Genomic DNA, 14432 nt, shown 5'->3' with positions numbered 1-14432 from the left:
ACCTTCAGGTCCGTCGACATGGTTGTTGCAGGCGGCTCCCGCGCGGACGCGGGAGCCGCCAGTACGTCATCACCCCAGCATGCCGTGCTGGGCGACGCCGGCCGGCGGCCAGTTCTCCAGCTTCATGCCCAGGGACAGGCCGCGCTGGGCGAGGACTTCCTTGATCTCGGTCAGCGACTTCTTGCCGAGGTTCGGGGTCTTCAGCAGCTCGACTTCGGTCTTCTGGATCAGGTCGCCGATGTAGTAGATGCTCTCGGCCTTCAGGCAGTTGGCCGAACGCACGGTCAGCTCCAGGTCGTCGATCGGGCGCAGCAGCACCGGATCCACGCCGCTGGCGGCCTGCTTCGGCGCGCCGCGGTCGCGGTGCGTGAAGTCGCCGAACACCGACAACTGGTCGCTGAGGATGTCGGCGGCGGTGCGCACGGCTTCCTCGGCGTCGATCGTGCCGTTGGTCTCGATGTCCAGGACCAGCTTGTCCAGGTCGGTGCGCTGCTCGACGCGCGCGGCTTCCACCGCGTACGCGACGCGACGGACCGGCGAGAACGAGGCGTCCAGCACCAGGCGGCCGATCGCACGGGTTTCCTCGTCCGGACGGCGACGGGCGGCGGCCGGCTGGTAGCCGAAACCGCGCTCGATCTTCAGGCGCATGTTCAGCGCCGTGTCCTTGGTCAGGTTGCAGATGACCAGTTCAGGATTGAGGATCTCGACGTTGTGGTCGGTCTTGATGTCGCCGGCGGTCACCACGCCCGGGCCCTGCTTGGCCAGGCTCAGCGTGGAGGAGTCGCCGGTGTGGATGCGGATGGCCACATCCTTCAGGTTCAACAGCACTTCCAGCACGTCTTCCTGCATGCCTTCGATGGTGCTGTATTCGTGCAGCACGCCGTCGATCTCGACTTCGGTGATCGCGAAGCCGGGGATGGACGACAGCAGCACGCGGCGCAGCGCATTGCCGAGCGTATGGCCGTAACCACGCTCCAGCGGTTCGATGACCACCTTCGCGCGGTTGCCGGTAAGACGCTCGATCTGCGGGCCGCGGGGGCGCAGCACTTGCTGAGTAATACCCGTCATGTTGCTTTGTCTCCTGCGATCCCCCGGCTTTCCCGGGGGTGCGTGAATGAATTACTTCGAGTACAACTCGACGATCAGCGCTTCGTTGATGTCGGCGGGCAGATCGGAACGGACCGGCACGGACTTGAACACGCCGCTGAACTTCTTGGCGTCGACTTCCACCCAGGACGGGCTGAGGTCGAGCTGTTCGGCGACGGTCAGCGATTCCTGCACGCGGAGCTGCTTCTGGGCGCGCTCGGACAGTTCGATCGCATCGCCGGCCTTGACCTGGTAGGAAGGCAGGTTGACCGGCTTGCCGTTGACCAGCACGCCGCGGTGCGAGACCAGCTGGCGGGCGGCCGGGCGGGTCACGGCGAAGCCCATGCGGTAGATGACGTTGTCCAGGCGGGTTTCCAGCAACTGCAGCAGGTTCTCGCCGGTGTTGCCCTTCTTCGTCGAGGCCTTCTTGTAGTAGTTGCGGAACTGGCGCTCCAGCAGGCCGTAGATGCGCTTGACCTTCTGCTTCTCGCGCAGCTGGGTGGCGTAGTCGGACAGCTTGCCCTTGCGGGCGGCGCCGTGCTGGCCGGGCTTCTGCTCCAGCTTGCACTTGGAGTCCAGCGCGCGGGCCGGGCTCTTGAGGGACAGGTCGGCGCCTTCGCGGCGCGCGAGCTTACAGGTGGGACCAATATAACGAGCCATTTCTCTTCAGCTCCTCAGACGCGACGCTTTTTGGGCGGACGGCAACCGTTGTGCGGGATCGGCGTGACGTCGATGATGTTGGTGATCTTGTAGCCAACATTGTTGAGCGAACGCACGGCCGATTCGCGGCCCGGGCCGGGGCCCTTGATGCGCACTTCCAACGACTTCACACCGTAGTCCAGCGCAGCCCGGCCGGCCTTCTCGGCGGCGACCTGTGCAGCGAACGGGGTGGATTTACGCGAACCACGGAAACCCGCGCCGCCCGACGTGGCCCACGACAATGCGTTGCCCTGACGGTCGGTGATGGTGACGATGGTGTTGTTGAAAGAAGCGTGGACGTGGGCGACGCCGTCGGTGATGACGCGCTTGATCTTCTTCTTGACTTTGGCAGCAGCTGGCTTGGCCATGATGGGCGCCCCTTACTTCTTGATGGCTTTGCGCGGACCCTTGCGGGTGCGGGCGTTGGTGCGGGTGCGCTGACCACGCAGCGGCAGGCCGCGGCGGTGACGCAGGCCGCGGTAGCAGCCCAGGTCCATCAGGCGCTTGATGGCGATGCCGACTTCACGGCGAAGGTCGCCTTCGACAACGTACTTGCCGACTTCGGCGCGCAGGCGCTCGACTTCGGGCTCCGACAGATCGCGGATCTTGGTGCTCGAGGCCACGCCTGCGGCGTCGCAGACCTTCTTCGAACGGGTACGGCCAATGCCGTAGATGCTTTGCAAACCGACCCAGACATGCTTCTGGGCAGGCAGGTTGACACCTGCAATACGCGCCATGACGCGGTCTCCAACTGTATGTATTGGCCCGTGAGCGGTCGTCCCGGAAGGGATTTCGCGCAGACAAGCGGAGTGAACTGGAAATTTTAGCAAGATTCCGGGTTACAGGGAAGCCCACGCCGGCCAAAGGCCAGCGATGGACCCGGCATGGGGAGTGTGCCCATGCTCCGGCGCCGGAACCTGCCTGAAGCCTGGCAGCGGGTCTCCCCTCTGCCCTGCCCCGCCCGCGCTACTCTGGCGCAGGGACTGGCCGGTTCGCACCCCCGCCCGGAATCGCTGCGGGGGCCGCCCATCTGATTTCGGGCCGGCCAAGAGAGGCCGGTCCGGTGCGGGAAGCCCCGCAGTATACCTCAGCCGCGGGCGAGACCGCCGCGCGAGCCGCCCTTCAGGTTGGCCTTCTTCAACAGGCTTTCGTACTGGTGCGACATCAGGTGCGCCTGGATCTGCGCGATGAAGTCCATCACCACCACCACCACGATCAGCAGCGAGGTGCCGCCGAAGTAGAACGAGGTGCCCAGCTGGGTGCGCATCACTTCCGGCAGCAGGCAGACCGCCACCAGGTACATCGAGCCGATCGCCGTCAGCCGGGTCAGCACGCCGTCGACATAGTCGGCGGTGGCCTTGCCGGGGCGGATGCCGGGAATCAGCGCGCCCGACTTCTTCAGGTTCTCGGCCGTTTCCTGCGAATTGAACACCAGCGCCGTGTAGAAGAACGCGAAGCCGATGATCATCGCGGCGAACACGATCATGTGCAGCGGCTCGCCCGGGGCCAGCGCGTTGGAAATGCGCTGCAGCCACGTGGTGGCGCCGCTGTTCTGGCCGGACCACATCGCCAGCGTGGCCGGGAAGGCCAGGATGCTGGAGGCGAAGATCGGCGGGATCACGCCGGCCATGTTGAGCTTCAGCGGCAGGAACGAAGTCTGGTTCATGTACGCGTTGCGGCCGCCCTGGCGGCGCGCGTAGTTCACCGTGATGCGGCGCTGGCCGCGTTCCACGAACACCACTAGGAAGGTGAAGCCCAGCACGACGATGGCGATCAGCAGCAGCGAGATGAAGCTCAGGGTGCCGTCGCGGAAGGCGCCGACGGTCTGGATGACCGCGCCCGGCAGGCCGGCCACGATGCCGGCGAAGATGATCAGCGAGACGCCGTTGCCGATGCCGCGCTCGGTGACCTGCTCGCCCAGCCACATCAGGAAGATGGTGCCGGCGGTCAGCGCCACGACGGCGGTCAGCACGAAGCCCATGCCCGGCGCGTACACCACCGGCATGCCACCCGGGGCGACCTGGTTCTGCAGCGCGGTGGCAATGCTGCCGCCCTGCACGACCGCCAGCAGCACCGCGCCGATGCGCGAGTACTGGGTGATCTTGCGGCGACCGGACTCGCCTTCCTTCTGCAACGCCTTCAGCGTCGGGAAGATGTGCACGCCCAGCTGCATCACGATGGACGCCGAGATGTAGGGCATGACGTTCAGCGCGAAGATGCTGAAACGGTGCAGGGCGCCGCCCGAGAACATGTTGAACATGTCCACGATGCCGCCACCCTGCGCCTGCATCATCGCCAGCATGGCATCGGGATTGACGCCCGGGACCGGAATGAAGCAACCGATCCGGTAGACGACCAACGCGCCCAGGACGAACAGCAGGCGCTGGCGAAGTTCGGTGAACTTGCCCGCGCCTGCCAGTGCACCGGCGGCATTACCCTGCGCCATGCGTCCGTTACTCCTGCACGCTGCCGCCGGCAGCCTCGATGGCGGCCTTGGCACCCGCGGTGGCGGCGACGCCCTTCAGCACGAACGCCTTGCTCAGTTCGCCCTTCTTGACGATCTTGGCGCGCTTGGCGGTGCTGGGCACCAGCTTGGCGGCGCGCAGCGCGGCGAAGTCGATCTCGCCGGCTTCCAGCTTGTCCAACTGGTACGACAGCACTTCGGCGCAGTCCAGCTTCAGCTTGGAGCGGAAGCCGACCTTCGGCAGGCGCTTGATCAGCGGCATCTGGCCGCCCTCGAACTTCGCCTTGATCTTGCCCTTGCCCGAGCGCGCGAACGAACCCTTGTGGCCACGACCGGCGGTCTTGCCCAGGCCGGAGCCGATGCCGCGGCCGACGCGGGTGCGTTCGGTGCGGGCGCCCTCGGCGGGCTTCAGTGTGTTGAGACGCATGTTGATTACTCCTCGACCTTGACGAGGTAGTGAACCTTGTTGATCAGGCCGCGTACCTGCGGGCTGTCCTTCAGTTCACGCACATCGTTGAGCTTGTTCAGGCCCAGCGCCTTCACCGACAGGCGGTGGATGGCCCGGGAACCACGCAGGCCGCGCACCAGGCGCACCTTGACGGTCTTGTTGGACTCGTTAGCCATTGAGGAGTTCCTCCACCTTCTTGCCGCGCTTGGCCGCGATGCGGGACGGCGACTGCATGTCGCTCAGGCCCTTCAGCGTGGCGCGCACCAGGTTGATCGGGTTGCGCGAACCGACGGCCTTGGCCAGCACGTTCTTCACGCCCACCGCTTCCAGCACGGCGCGCATGGCGCCGCCGGCGATGACGCCGGTACCTTCGGAAGCCGGCTGCATGAACACGCGGGCCGCGCCGTGGCCGGCCTTGACCGGGTGCCACAGGGTGCCGTTGTTCAGGTCGACGTTCAGCATGCCCTTGCGGGCGTATTCCATCGACTTCTGGATGGCGACCGGCACTTCGCGCGCCTTGCCGTAGCCGAAGCCGATCTTGCCGTTGCCGTCGCCCACCACCGTCAGCGCGGTGAAGGTGAACTGGCGGCCGCCCTTGACGGTCTTGCTGACGCGGTTGACCGCGACCAGCTTCTCGATCATGCCGTCGTCGACTTTCTCTTCGCGGTTGCGGTCGCGGTCGCGACCCCGCGGTTGACGTTCTTCTGCCATTGCTAGATTCCTTGATTGATTGGGTATGTACGGCTTGGCCGCTTATGGTTGTGGTATGGAACGGTGAGGCGACGGTCGCTGCAGAAGAGCGACCGCGCCCGGCGCAGCCCGCGCCGGCAGGTCAAGGCATGGAGTCGCCCCCATGCCTTTCAAGGTCAGAACTGCAGGCCGCCTTCGCGGGCGGCGTCGGCCAGCGCCTTGATGCGGCCGTGGTAGCGGTAGCCCGAGCGGTCGAAGGCGACCTTCTCGACACCCGCGGCCTTGGCGCGCTCGGCGATCAGCTTGCCCACGCGCGCGGCGGCGTCGCTGTTCTTGCCGTTCTTCAGGCCGTCCTTCACATCGGCCTGCAGCGTGTTGGCCGACGCGATGACTTTGGCGCCATCGGCGGTGAACAGCTGGGCGTAGATGTGCTGGCCGGTGCGCAGCACCGACAGGCGCGGCACGCCGAGTTCGCGGATGTGCGCGCGGGTGGACTTGGCGCGGCGCAGGCGGGCGGTGTTCTTGATGCTCATGATCTGGTTCCTCGAAGCCGAAGGCCCGGTCAGGCCTTCTTCGCTTCCTTGCGGATGATGGTTTCGTCGGAGTACTTCACGCCCTTGCCCTTGTAGGGCTCCGGCGGACGGAAACCGCGGATCTTGGCGGCGACTTCACCCACGCGCTGCTTGTCGGCGCCCTGCACCAGGATTTCGGTCTGGGTCGGGGTGGCGATGGTGATGCCTTCCGGGGTCTTGAACAGGATCGGATGGGAGAAACCCAACGACAGGTTGAGGTCCTTGCCCTGCATCGCGGCGCGGTAACCCACGCCCACCAGCTCCAGCTTGCGCTCGAACCCTTCCGACACGCCCTTGACCATGTTGGCCAGGATCGCGCGGATGGTGCCGGTGATGGCGTCGTCGGCCGGGGTCGCCGGCGACAGGCTGGCGACGCCGTTGTCGATGTTGATCTCGACGCCGGCCGGCTTGGCGATGGACAGAGTGCCCTTCGGGCCCTTGACGCTCAGGCTGTCAGGCTGGATGTTCAACTCGACGCCCTTGGGCAGGCTGATCGGCTGCTTGGCTACACGGGACATGCGATTACTCCCTTAGGCCACAAAGCACAGGACTTCACCGCCGACGCCCTGCTGGCGCGCCTGCGCATCGGTCATGATGCCCTTGGAGGTGGAGATGATGGCGACGCCCAGGCCACCGAGGACCTTGGGCAGTTCGGCCTTGCCACGGTACTGGCGCAGGCCCGAACGGGACACGCGGCTCAGCTTCTCGATGACCGGCTTGCCTTCGAAGTACTTCAGGACGATTTCGAGTTCGGCCTTGTTGTTCTCGGTCTTGGTCACGCGGACGTCGCCGATGTAGCCTTCCGACTTCAGGACGTTGGCGATCGAAGCCTTGATCTTGGAGGACGGCATCTTCACCGTCGGCTTGCCCACAGCGGCGGCATTGCGAATGCGCACCAGCATGTCGGCGATGGGATCAGTCATGCTCATTAGAGTCTGCCTTATGAGTAGCACCGATATCCGCTTTCGCGAAAATCTTGTGTTGTCCCTGGGAACCCCCAGGCGGGCGGCGGGTGGACCCGCCCTCCCCCGGCCTGGCCGCGGGAGCCGAACATTGTACAGCAACAAGCCCGGCACGTGCCGGACCTGTCTTTCACCGCATGCCGCCCGGCGGACCGGGGCGACGGGTCCTTACCAGCTGGCCTTGCGCAGGCCCGGCACGTCGCCGTTCATCGTGGCCTTGCGCAGCATGTTGCGGCCGAGGCCGAACTTGCGGTACACGCCACGCGAACGACCGGACAGCTCGCAACGGTTGCGCTGGCGGCTGGGCGAGGAGTCGCGCGGCAGCTTCTGCAGCTTGGTCACGGCTTCCAGCTTCTCCTCGTAGGAGGCGGTGGTGCTGGAAATGGTCTTCTTCAGCGCGTCGCGCTTGGCGGCGTACTGCTTGGCCAGCTTTTCCCGCTTGATGTCGCGGTTGACCATCGAGGTCTTTGCCATATCTTAAATCCTTGGGATTCGGGATTTGGGATCCGGGATTCGTGGAAGCGGGCTCTTGCGAATCCCGGATCCCGAATCACCAATCCCGGCTCTTAATTACGGAACGGGAACTTGAACGCCTCGAGCAGCGCCTTGGCTTCGGCGTCGTTCTTGGCGGTGGTGGTGATGGCGATATCCATGCCGCGGATCGCGTCGACGGCGTCGAAGTCGATTTCCGGGAAGATGATCTGTTCCTTCACGCCCATGTTGTAGTTGCCGCGGCCGTCGAACGAACGGCCGGACACGCCACGGAAGTCGCGGACGCGCGGCAGCGAGATGCTGATCAGGCGGTCCAGGAATTCGTACATCTTGGCGCGGCGCAGGGTGACCTTGCAGCCGATCGGCCAGCCGTCGCGGATCTTGAACGAAGCCACCGACACGCGGGACTTGGTCGTGATCGGCTTCTGGCCGGAGATCTTGGCCAGGTCGGCCACGGCGTTTTCCAGGATCTTCTTGTTGGTGGCCGCTTCACCCACACCCATGTTGATGGTGATCTTGGTGATCTTCGGCACTTCCATGGGATTCGTGTAGCCGAACTTCTTCATCAGAGCCGGCGCCACTTCTTCCTTGTAGATTTTTTCGAGACGGGTGGTCATGACCTCATTCCTCAGGCGTCGAGCGCCTCACCGCTGGAGCGGAACACACGCAGTTTGCGTCCATCCTCCAGCACCTTGAAACCGATACGCTCGCCCTTGCCCGTCGCCGGGTTGAACAGCGCGACATTGGAAATGTGGATCGAGGCTTCGCGCTCGACCACGCCACCAGCCACGCCGGCCTGGGGGTTCGGCTTGGTGTGGCGCTTGACGACGTTGACGTTGGAGACGACCACACGGTCACCGTCCACGCGCACCACGTCGCCCTTCTTGCCCTTGTCCTTGCCGGCGGTGACGACCACCTGGTCGCCCTTCTTGATACGGTTTGCCATTTCTATGTCCTCCGCTCAGAGCACTTCAGGCGCGAGCGAAACGATCTTCATGAACTTCTCGGAACGCAGCTCGCGGGTCACAGGCCCGAAGATGCGGGTACCGATCGGCTCCTGCTTGTTGTTGAGCAGCACGGCGGCGTTGCCGTCGAAGCGGATCAGCGAACCGTCGGGGCGGCGGACGCCCTTGCGGGTGCGCACGACCACGGCGTCGTAGACTTCGCCCTTCTTGACCTTGCCACGCGGGATGGCGTCCTTGACGGTCACCTTGATGATGTCGCCGATGCCGGCGTAACGGCGCTTGGAGCCGCCCAGCACCTTGATGCACATCAGTTCCTTGGCGCCGGAGTTGTCGGCCGCGTCAAGGTAGCTCTGCATCTGGATCATGATTCAGATCTCCTCTTATTCAGCCGCGCGGGTGACGATTTCCACCACGCGCCAGTTCTTGGTCTTGGACAGCGGCGCGATCTCGGTCACGCGCACCACGTCGCCTTCCTTGCAGCTGTTGTCCGCGTCGTGCGCGTGCAGCTTGGTGGAACGGCGGATGTACTTGCCGTACAGGGCATGCTTGACCTGACGCTCCACCAGGACGGTGACCGTCTTGTCCATCTTGTTGCTGACGACACGACCTTCGATGGTGCGTTGCGCTTTGTCTTTGTTATCGCTCATCTTGGGCGCTCCTTACTTCTGGCTGCCGAGCAGGGTCTTGACGCGAGCGATCTCGCGGCGGACCCGGCGGGTTTCGTGGGTCTTCGGCAGTTGGCCGGTGACCTTCTGCATGCGCAGGGAGAACTGCTCCTTGCGCAGGTCGGTCAGGTGGGCCTTCAGTTCGTCAGCCGACTTCTCGCGGAGTTGCTTGAGTTCCATTAGCGCACCGTCCGGGTCACGAAAGTGGTGGTGACGGACAGCTTGGCCGCGGCCAGGCGGAACGCCTCGCGCGCGATGTCCTCGCTGACGCCTTCGATTTCATAGATCATGCGGCCCGGCTGGATCTGGGCGACCCAGTACTCGACGTTACCCTTGCCGGAACCCATGCGGACTTCGATGGGCTTCTTGGTGATGGGCTTGTCGGGGAACACGCGGATCCACATCTTGCCGCCACGCTTCACGTAACGGCTGATGGAACGGCGCGCGGCCTCGATCTGGCGCGCGGTCAGCTGACCGTGCGCCGTGGCCTTCAGGCCGTACTCGCCGAAACTGACGAGGTTGCCGCTCCAGCTCAGGCCTTCGTTACGGCCCTTGTGCATCTTGCGGTATTTGGTTCGCTTGGGTTGCAACATGACTGATTACCTCGCGTCGCGGTCACGGGCCGGGCGCGACGGACGTTCGCTGCGCTCGGGGCGCGCGTCGTCCTGCTTCTCCTGACCCACCTGGCTGAAGTCGAAGACTTCGCCCTTGTAGACCCACACCTTGATGCCGATGATGCCGTAGGTGGTCTTCGCCTCGGCAAAACCGTAATCGATGTCGGCACGCAGCGTGTGCAGCGGCACGCGGCCTTCGCGGTACCACTCGGAACGGGCGATTTCGGCGCCGTTCAAGCGGCCGGCGACGTTGACCTTGATGCCCAGGGCACCCAGGCGCATCGCGTTGCCGACGGCGCGCTTCATGGCGCGGCGGAACATGATGCGGCGCTCCAGCTGCTGCGCGATCGACTCGGCCACCAGCTGGGCGTCCAGCTCGGGCTTGCGCACTTCGGTGACGTTGATGTGCGCCGGGACGCCCATCAGGTCGGACACTTCCTTGCGCAGCTTCTCGATGTCCTCGCCGCGCTTGCCGATCACCACGCCCGGACGGGCGGTGTGGATGGTCACGCGCGCCGTCTTGGCCGGACGCTCGATCAGGATCCTGGAGATGCCTGCCTGCGCCAGCTTCTTGCGCAGCATGTCGCGCACCTTGAGGTCGGCGGCCAGGTACTCGGCGTAATCGCGCTTGTTGGCGAACCACTTGGAATTCCAGTCCTTGGAGATGCCCAGGCGGATTCCGGTCGGATGAACTTTATGACCCATAGTCTTATTTGCCTTTGCCGGTGCCTTCGCCCACAACCACAGTGATGTGGCTGGTGCGCTTGAGGATACGGGTGCCGCGGCCCTTGGCCCGGGCCATGAAACGCTTCAGCATCGGGCCTTCGTCGACCATGATGGTCGTGACCTTCAGCTCGTCGACGTCGGCGCCCTGGTTGTTCTCGGCGTTGGCGATGGCGGACTCCACGACCTTCTTGATCAGGTGGGCGGCCTTCTTGTCCGAGAACTTCAACAGGTTGACGGCGCGTTCGGCCGGCAGGCCACGCACCTGGTCGGCGACCAGGCGGGCCTTCTGCGGGGAGATGCGCGCGGTGCGCAGGATGGCTTTCGCTTCCATGGTCATCTCTCCTTACTTCTTGCCGCCGGCTTTCTTGTCGCCACCGTGACCCTTGAAGGTACGGGTGACGGCAAACTCGCCGAGCTTGTGGCCGACCATGTTCTCGTTGACCAGCACCGGAACGTGGTTCTTGCCATTGTGGATGGCGATCGTGAAACCCACCATTTCCGGCAGGATCATCGAACGGCGCGACCAGGTCTTGATCGGCCTCTTGCTGCCGCCCGCGGCCTCCACCTTCTTGACGAGGTGGTGATCGACGAACGGGCCCTTCTTGAGTGAACGTGCCATGGTCGATTAGCCCCTACGATCGCGGACGATGAATTGCTGGGTGCGCTTGTTCTTGCGCGTCTTGTAGCCCTTGGTCGGCACACCCCACGGGGTGACCGGGTGCGGGTTGCCCTGGCCGGCCTTAGCCTCGCCGCCACCGTGCGGGTGGTCGACCGGGTTCATGGCCGCACCGCGGACGGTCGGCTTGATGCCGCGCCAGCGCTTGGCGCCGGCCTTGCCCAGCTTCTCCAGGCTGTGCTCGTCGTTGCCGACTTCGCCGACGGTGGCGCGGCACTCGACCTGCACCTTGCGCATTTCGCCGGAGCGAAGACGCAGCGTGGCGAAACCCTGCTCGCGGGCGACCAGTTGCACGGCGGCGCCGGCGGCACGGGCGATCTGCGCGCCCTTGCCGGGCTTCAGCTCGATGCCGTGGACGGTGGTGCCGACCGGGATGTTGCGCAGCGGCAGCGTGTTGCCGGCCTTGATCGGCGCGTCGCTGCCGGCGATGACCTGGTCACCGGCCTTCAGGCCCTTCGGGGCGATGATGTAGCGGCGCTCGCCATCGACGTAGCACAGCAGCGCGATGTGCGCGGTGCGGTTGGGATCGTATTCGATCCGCTCCACGCGCGCCGGGATGCCTTCCTTGTCGCGCTTGAAGTCGATGATGCGGTAGTGCTGCTTGTGGCCACCGCCGATGTGACGGGTGGTGATGCGACCGTGGTGGTTGCGGCCGCCGGACTTGCTCTGCTTTTCCAGCAGCGCAGCATGCGGAGCACCCTTGTGCAGGTCGGGCGTCACCACGCGGACCGCCGAGCGGCGACCGGGAGAGGTGGGTTTGAATTTCATCAATGGCATGTGGTTCTACCTCAGGCCTTGGCCGACACGTCGATCGCCTGGCCATCGGCCAGACGCACGTACGCCTTGCGCCAGTCGCCGCGTCGGCCGGCGCGGTTACGGAAGGCCTTGTTCTTGCCCTTCACGTTGACCACGTTGACCGTCTCGACCTTGACGTCGAACAGCTGCTCGACCGCGGCCTTCACATCGGCCTTGGTGGCATCGTTCGAGACTTCGAAGACGTATTGGTTGGAGAGTTCCTGCAGGCGTACGGTCTTTTCGGACACGCGCGGGGCACGCAGGACGGCGAAAATCTTCTCGTTGCTCATCATGCCAGCCACTCCTCGACCTTCTTGACGGCATCAGCGGTGATCACCACCGAGTCGGCGCCGACCAGCGCGGCCGGGTCCAGGCCCTGCACGTCGCGCACTTCCACGTAGGGAAGGTTGCGGGCCGACAGGTACAGGTGCTCGGAGGCCTCCTCGGTGACGATCAGCGGGCGCTTGCCCACTTCCAGGCCCTTGAGCTTGGCGATCAGGCCCGAGGTCTTGGCGGAATCGACATCGAACGCGTCGACGACCGTCAGACGACCCTGGCGATTGAGTTCCGACAGGATGGCCTTCATCGCGGCGCGGTACATCTTGCGGTTGACCTTCTGCGCGAAGCTGCGCGGCTTGGCCGCGAAGGTCACGCCGCCGCCGACGAAGATCGGCGCGGTCAGGGCGCCGTGGCGGGCGCCGCCGCCCTTCTGCTTCTTCGACTTCTTGGTGGTGCCGTTGACTTCGGCGCGGGTCTTCTGCGCCTTGGTGCCGGCACGACCGGCGTTACGGTAGGCAACGACCACCTGGTGGACCAGGTCTTCGCTGAATTCACGGCCGAACACGTCGTCGGAAACCGACAGCTTGTTGGCGCTACCTGTGATGGCTAGTTCCATTGTCGTTCTCCTCAACCCTTGCTGGCCGGACGCACGATCACGTCGCCACCCGGCGCACCCGGCACGGCGCCGCGGACGGCGATCAGGCCGCGCTCGGCGTCCACGCGGACGACTTCCAGGTTCTGCGTGCTCTGCTGCGCGGCACCCATGTGGCCGGACATCTTCTTGCCCGGGAACACGCGGCCCGGCGTCTGGCGCTGGCCCAGCGAACCCGGCGCGCGATGCGACAGCGAGTTGCCGTGGGTGGCGTCGCCCATGCGGAAGTTCCAGCGCTTGATGGTGCCCTGGAAGCCCTTGCCCTTGGTGACGCCCTGGACGTCGACGATCTGGCCGACTTCGAAGATGTCGGCCTTGATCTCGCCGCCGACGGTGAAGTCGCCCAGCTTGTCGGCTTCCACGCGCAGTTCCCACAGGCCACGACCGGCTTCGACCTTGGCCTTGGCCAGGTGGCCGGCGACCGGCTTGGTGACCAGCGAGGCGCGGCGGGCGCCCACGGCGACCTGCACGGCGCTGTAGCCGTCGGTTTCCGGGGTCTTGATCTGGGTGATGCGGTTCGGGGTGGCTTCGATCAGCGTCACCGGGATGGACTTGCCGTCCTCGGTGAACACCCGGGTCATGCCGGCCTTGCGGCCAACGAGACCCAACGAATATTTCTTCGCGGTCATGGTCGGTGCCTCAGGTCAGCTTGATCTGGACGTCGACGCCGGCAGCCAGTTCGAGCTTCATCAGCGCGTCCACGGTCTTGTCGTTGGGGTCGACGATATCGAGCACGCGCTTGTGCGTGCGGGTCTCGTACTGGTCACGCGCGTCCTTGTCGACGTGCGGCGAAACGAGGATGGTGTAACGCTCGATCTTGGTCGGCAGCGGGATCGGGCCGCGCACCTGCGCGCCGGTCCGCTTGGCCGTTTCAACGATCTCGCTGGCCGAGCGGTCGATCAAGCGATGATCGTACGCCTTGAGCCGGATTCGGATCTTTTGGTCCGCCATGACGGATATTCCTTCGTTAAAAGAGCGACGGGCGCGGCCTCTGGGATGCCTTGCCCCTGATTGGTCCAGACTGTTCCGGTCCCCGCGGGTCGCGTGGATTCCACGACCTGCCTGATGCCTGAACGGCTGGGGATTCTTCCTGAAAAACTAGGCAGGCCGGTAAACCGGCCCGCCCAGACATGAAAGTATAGGACGCGTGACAGGCCCCGTCAATAGCGGGGCGCCCTGCCCGGCTGAGCCGGCAGGTCTGGCACGCGACACTCCGTGTCTGGCGAACACGAGGCGCTTCCTGCGCCTCTTTTCGCGGTAGGACCGGCGGCCTCCCAGGGGGCGCCGGTAGCAATGCGTTCCCGGTGAAGGGCCATCAGGCCATTCGCGGGGCGCAAAGTATAGCGGGGTTTTTGCTGTTTTGCAGCAATCCGGAGGGGATTTTCTTCCGGATAGCTTGTGGGGAGTGGGCCCGGGGGGTTCCGGCCCGCCCGGCCCTGGGGACCGGGAAGTCGCTGGATCCCCGCCTTCGCGGGGATGACGTTCCGGCAAAGGCGTCCGCGCCCTGGGCGCGGACGCGCCGTCACGTCACTTGATGATCTTGGACACCACGCCGGCGCCGACCGTGCGGCCACCCTCGCGGATCGCGAAACGCAGGCCTTCGTCCATCGCCACCGGGTTGATCAGCGTCACCACCATCTTGATGTT

The 14432-nt window shown here is 65.1% G+C and carries 27 protein-coding genes; all 27 read right to left on the bottom strand.

What is annotated here, in order from left to right:
* Positions 1-69 precede the first annotated feature (69 nt).
* Positions 70-1068 (bottom strand): DNA-directed RNA polymerase subunit alpha, encoded by a 999-nt coding sequence (locus AAD027_RS11765; protein WP_267793381.1) that lies wholly within the window; start codon positions 1066-1068, stop codon positions 70-72.
* A 51-nt stretch (positions 1069-1119) separates the two neighbouring features.
* On the bottom strand, positions 1120-1746 hold the full coding sequence (rpsD, locus tag AAD027_RS11760; protein WP_341726210.1) for a 30S ribosomal protein S4: 627 nt from the start codon (positions 1744-1746) through the stop codon (positions 1120-1122).
* A 14-nt stretch (positions 1747-1760) separates the two neighbouring features.
* On the bottom strand, positions 1761-2153 hold the full coding sequence (gene rpsK, locus AAD027_RS11755) for a 30S ribosomal protein S11 (protein ID WP_055941307.1): 393 nt from the start codon (positions 2151-2153) through the stop codon (positions 1761-1763).
* Between the two features lie 12 nt (positions 2154-2165).
* Entirely contained in the window at positions 2166-2522 is a 357-nt protein-coding gene (gene rpsM, locus AAD027_RS11750; protein WP_341726209.1) for a 30S ribosomal protein S13, read from the bottom strand.
* Positions 2523-2872: 350 nt separating this feature from the next.
* Entirely contained in the window at positions 2873-4231 is a 1359-nt protein-coding gene (secY, locus tag AAD027_RS11745; protein WP_341726208.1) for a preprotein translocase subunit SecY, read from the bottom strand.
* Positions 4232-4238: 7 nt separating this feature from the next.
* Entirely contained in the window at positions 4239-4682 is a 444-nt protein-coding gene (gene rplO / locus AAD027_RS11740) for a 50S ribosomal protein L15 (RefSeq protein WP_341726474.1), read from the bottom strand.
* On the bottom strand, positions 4682-4873 hold the full coding sequence (gene rpmD / locus AAD027_RS11735) for a 50S ribosomal protein L30 (protein ID WP_267793385.1): 192 nt from the start codon (positions 4871-4873) through the stop codon (positions 4682-4684). The genes rplO and rpmD overlap by 1 nt, the downstream gene beginning before the upstream one ends.
* Positions 4866-5408, bottom strand: coding sequence for a 30S ribosomal protein S5 (gene rpsE, locus AAD027_RS11730; RefSeq protein ID WP_267793386.1), 543 nt, complete (start codon positions 5406-5408; stop codon positions 4866-4868). The genes rpmD and rpsE overlap by 8 nt, the downstream gene beginning before the upstream one ends.
* 155 nt (positions 5409-5563) lie before the next feature.
* Positions 5564-5920, bottom strand: coding sequence for a 50S ribosomal protein L18 (gene rplR / locus AAD027_RS11725; RefSeq protein WP_341726207.1), 357 nt, complete (start codon positions 5918-5920; stop codon positions 5564-5566).
* 29 nt (positions 5921-5949) lie between these two features.
* The gene (gene rplF, locus AAD027_RS11720) at positions 5950-6477 is read right to left on the bottom strand and encodes a 50S ribosomal protein L6 (RefSeq protein WP_341726206.1); all 528 of its coding nucleotides are present in this window, start codon (positions 6475-6477) and stop codon (positions 5950-5952) included.
* 12 nt (positions 6478-6489) lie between these two features.
* A complete protein-coding gene (rpsH, locus tag AAD027_RS11715) occupies positions 6490-6888 on the bottom strand; it encodes a 30S ribosomal protein S8 (RefSeq protein WP_267793389.1) in 399 nt (132 codons plus the stop codon).
* 201 nt (positions 6889-7089) lie between these two features.
* Positions 7090-7395: a 30S ribosomal protein S14 gene (rpsN, locus tag AAD027_RS11710; RefSeq protein WP_267793390.1), complete on the bottom strand. Its 306-nt coding sequence runs from the start codon at positions 7393-7395 to the stop codon at positions 7090-7092.
* Positions 7396-7487: 92 nt separating this feature from the next.
* Positions 7488-8030, bottom strand: a complete 543-nt coding sequence (gene rplE / locus AAD027_RS11705; protein ID WP_341726205.1) for a 50S ribosomal protein L5 — start codon at positions 8028-8030, stop codon at positions 7488-7490.
* A gap of 11 nt (positions 8031-8041) precedes the next feature.
* Positions 8042-8359, bottom strand: a complete 318-nt coding sequence (gene rplX, locus AAD027_RS11700) for a 50S ribosomal protein L24 (RefSeq protein ID WP_142124593.1) — start codon at positions 8357-8359, stop codon at positions 8042-8044.
* 15 nt (positions 8360-8374) lie between these two features.
* Positions 8375-8743 carry a 50S ribosomal protein L14 gene (gene rplN, locus AAD027_RS11695; protein ID WP_013535986.1) on the bottom strand — a complete coding sequence of 123 codons (369 nt, stop codon included), beginning with the start codon at positions 8741-8743 and terminating at the stop codon, positions 8375-8377.
* A gap of 15 nt (positions 8744-8758) precedes the next feature.
* The gene (gene rpsQ, locus AAD027_RS11690) at positions 8759-9025 is read right to left on the bottom strand and encodes a 30S ribosomal protein S17 (RefSeq protein WP_341726204.1); all 267 of its coding nucleotides are present in this window, start codon (positions 9023-9025) and stop codon (positions 8759-8761) included.
* Between the two features lie 12 nt (positions 9026-9037).
* Entirely contained in the window at positions 9038-9223 is a 186-nt protein-coding gene (gene rpmC, locus AAD027_RS11685; RefSeq protein ID WP_142124595.1) for a 50S ribosomal protein L29, read from the bottom strand.
* Positions 9223-9636, bottom strand: coding sequence for a 50S ribosomal protein L16 (gene rplP / locus AAD027_RS11680; protein ID WP_055941282.1), 414 nt, complete (start codon positions 9634-9636; stop codon positions 9223-9225). The genes rpmC and rplP overlap by 1 nt, the downstream gene beginning before the upstream one ends.
* 6 nt (positions 9637-9642) lie before the next feature.
* Entirely contained in the window at positions 9643-10362 is a 720-nt protein-coding gene (gene rpsC, locus AAD027_RS11675; RefSeq protein WP_341726203.1) for a 30S ribosomal protein S3, read from the bottom strand.
* Between the two features lie 4 nt (positions 10363-10366).
* On the bottom strand, positions 10367-10714 hold the full coding sequence (rplV, locus tag AAD027_RS11670; protein WP_341726202.1) for a 50S ribosomal protein L22: 348 nt from the start codon (positions 10712-10714) through the stop codon (positions 10367-10369).
* 12 nt (positions 10715-10726) lie between these two features.
* Positions 10727-11002, bottom strand: a complete 276-nt coding sequence (gene rpsS, locus AAD027_RS11665) for a 30S ribosomal protein S19 (RefSeq protein ID WP_056878820.1) — start codon at positions 11000-11002, stop codon at positions 10727-10729.
* Positions 11003-11008: 6 nt separating this feature from the next.
* Entirely contained in the window at positions 11009-11836 is an 828-nt protein-coding gene (gene rplB, locus AAD027_RS11660; protein ID WP_267793394.1) for a 50S ribosomal protein L2, read from the bottom strand.
* Positions 11837-11847: 11 nt separating this feature from the next.
* The gene (gene rplW / locus AAD027_RS11655; RefSeq protein ID WP_267793395.1) at positions 11848-12147 is read right to left on the bottom strand and encodes a 50S ribosomal protein L23; all 300 of its coding nucleotides are present in this window, start codon (positions 12145-12147) and stop codon (positions 11848-11850) included.
* Entirely contained in the window at positions 12144-12749 is a 606-nt protein-coding gene (gene rplD / locus AAD027_RS11650) for a 50S ribosomal protein L4 (RefSeq protein ID WP_341726201.1), read from the bottom strand. The genes rplW and rplD overlap by 4 nt, the downstream gene beginning before the upstream one ends.
* A gap of 11 nt (positions 12750-12760) precedes the next feature.
* Entirely contained in the window at positions 12761-13414 is a 654-nt protein-coding gene (gene rplC, locus AAD027_RS11645) for a 50S ribosomal protein L3 (protein ID WP_341726200.1), read from the bottom strand.
* A 10-nt stretch (positions 13415-13424) separates the two neighbouring features.
* On the bottom strand, positions 13425-13736 hold the full coding sequence (rpsJ, locus tag AAD027_RS11640) for a 30S ribosomal protein S10 (protein WP_027070119.1): 312 nt from the start codon (positions 13734-13736) through the stop codon (positions 13425-13427).
* A gap of 576 nt (positions 13737-14312) precedes the next feature.
* On the bottom strand, positions 14313-14432 hold a 120-nt coding region (locus AAD027_RS11635), incomplete at its 5' end, for an EF-Tu C-terminal domain-related protein (protein ID WP_486660060.1).

It is taken from the genome of Pseudoxanthomonas putridarboris, assembly GCF_038321125.1.
In the GTDB taxonomy this organism is placed as follows: domain Bacteria; phylum Pseudomonadota; class Gammaproteobacteria; order Xanthomonadales; family Xanthomonadaceae; genus Pseudoxanthomonas_A; species Pseudoxanthomonas_A putridarboris.
Note: the sequence above shows the minus strand (reverse complement) of the source record. Positions and strands in the feature narration are given on the sequence as shown.

What these genes read in the sequence shown, in the direction of transcription:
- rplP (WP_055941282.1), bottom strand. Translation starts at nt 9,636, where the DNA reads ATGTTGCAACCCAAGCGAACCAAATACCGCAAGATGCACAAGGGCCGT.
- rpsQ (WP_341726204.1), bottom strand. Translation starts at nt 9,025, where the DNA reads ATGAGCGATAACAAAGACAAAGCGCAACGCACCATCGAAGGTCGTGTC.
- rplF (WP_341726206.1), bottom strand. Translation starts at nt 6,477, where the DNA reads ATGTCCCGTGTAGCCAAGCAGCCGATCAGCCTGCCCAAGGGCGTCGAG.
- rpsK (WP_055941307.1), bottom strand. Translation starts at nt 2,153, where the DNA reads ATGGCCAAGCCAGCTGCTGCCAAAGTCAAGAAGAAGATCAAGCGCGTC.
- rpsM (WP_341726209.1), bottom strand. Translation starts at nt 2,522, where the DNA reads ATGGCGCGTATTGCAGGTGTCAACCTGCCTGCCCAGAAGCATGTCTGG.
- rplR (WP_341726207.1), bottom strand. Translation starts at nt 5,920, where the DNA reads ATGAGCATCAAGAACACCGCCCGCCTGCGCCGCGCCAAGTCCACCCGC.
- rplD (WP_341726201.1), bottom strand. Translation starts at nt 12,749, where the DNA reads ATGGAACTAGCCATCACAGGTAGCGCCAACAAGCTGTCGGTTTCCGAC.
- rplB (WP_267793394.1), bottom strand. Translation starts at nt 11,836, where the DNA reads ATGCCATTGATGAAATTCAAACCCACCTCTCCCGGTCGCCGCTCGGCG.
- rplC (WP_341726200.1), bottom strand. Translation starts at nt 13,414, where the DNA reads ATGACCGCGAAGAAATATTCGTTGGGTCTCGTTGGCCGCAAGGCCGGC.
- rplN (WP_013535986.1), bottom strand. Translation starts at nt 8,743, where the DNA reads ATGATCCAGATGCAGAGCTACCTTGACGCGGCCGACAACTCCGGCGCC.
- rplE (WP_341726205.1), bottom strand. Translation starts at nt 8,030, where the DNA reads ATGACCACCCGTCTCGAAAAAATCTACAAGGAAGAAGTGGCGCCGGCT.
- rpmD (WP_267793385.1), bottom strand. Translation starts at nt 4,873, where the DNA reads ATGGCTAACGAGTCCAACAAGACCGTCAAGGTGCGCCTGGTGCGCGGC.
- rpsN (WP_267793390.1), bottom strand. Translation starts at nt 7,395, where the DNA reads ATGGCAAAGACCTCGATGGTCAACCGCGACATCAAGCGGGAAAAGCTG.
- rpmC (WP_142124595.1), bottom strand. Translation starts at nt 9,223, where the DNA reads ATGGAACTCAAGCAACTCCGCGAGAAGTCGGCTGACGAACTGAAGGCC.
- rpsE (WP_267793386.1), bottom strand. Translation starts at nt 5,408, where the DNA reads ATGGCAGAAGAACGTCAACCGCGGGGTCGCGACCGCGACCGCAACCGC.
- rplW (WP_267793395.1), bottom strand. Translation starts at nt 12,147, where the DNA reads ATGATGAGCAACGAGAAGATTTTCGCCGTCCTGCGTGCCCCGCGCGTG.
- secY (WP_341726208.1), bottom strand. Translation starts at nt 4,231, where the DNA reads ATGGCGCAGGGTAATGCCGCCGGTGCACTGGCAGGCGCGGGCAAGTTC.
- rpsC (WP_341726203.1), bottom strand. Translation starts at nt 10,362, where the DNA reads ATGGGTCATAAAGTTCATCCGACCGGAATCCGCCTGGGCATCTCCAAG.
- rpsJ (WP_027070119.1), bottom strand. Translation starts at nt 13,736, where the DNA reads ATGGCGGACCAAAAGATCCGAATCCGGCTCAAGGCGTACGATCATCGC.
- rplV (WP_341726202.1), bottom strand. Translation starts at nt 10,714, where the DNA reads ATGGAAGCGAAAGCCATCCTGCGCACCGCGCGCATCTCCCCGCAGAAG.
- rpsD (WP_341726210.1), bottom strand. Translation starts at nt 1,746, where the DNA reads ATGGCTCGTTATATTGGTCCCACCTGTAAGCTCGCGCGCCGCGAAGGC.
- rplX (WP_142124593.1), bottom strand. Translation starts at nt 8,359, where the DNA reads ATGGCAAACCGTATCAAGAAGGGCGACCAGGTGGTCGTCACCGCCGGC.
- AAD027_RS11765 (WP_267793381.1), bottom strand. Translation starts at nt 1,068, where the DNA reads ATGACGGGTATTACTCAGCAAGTGCTGCGCCCCCGCGGCCCGCAGATC.
- rpsH (WP_267793389.1), bottom strand. Translation starts at nt 6,888, where the DNA reads ATGAGCATGACTGATCCCATCGCCGACATGCTGGTGCGCATTCGCAAT.
- rpsS (WP_056878820.1), bottom strand. Translation starts at nt 11,002, where the DNA reads ATGGCACGTTCACTCAAGAAGGGCCCGTTCGTCGATCACCACCTCGTC.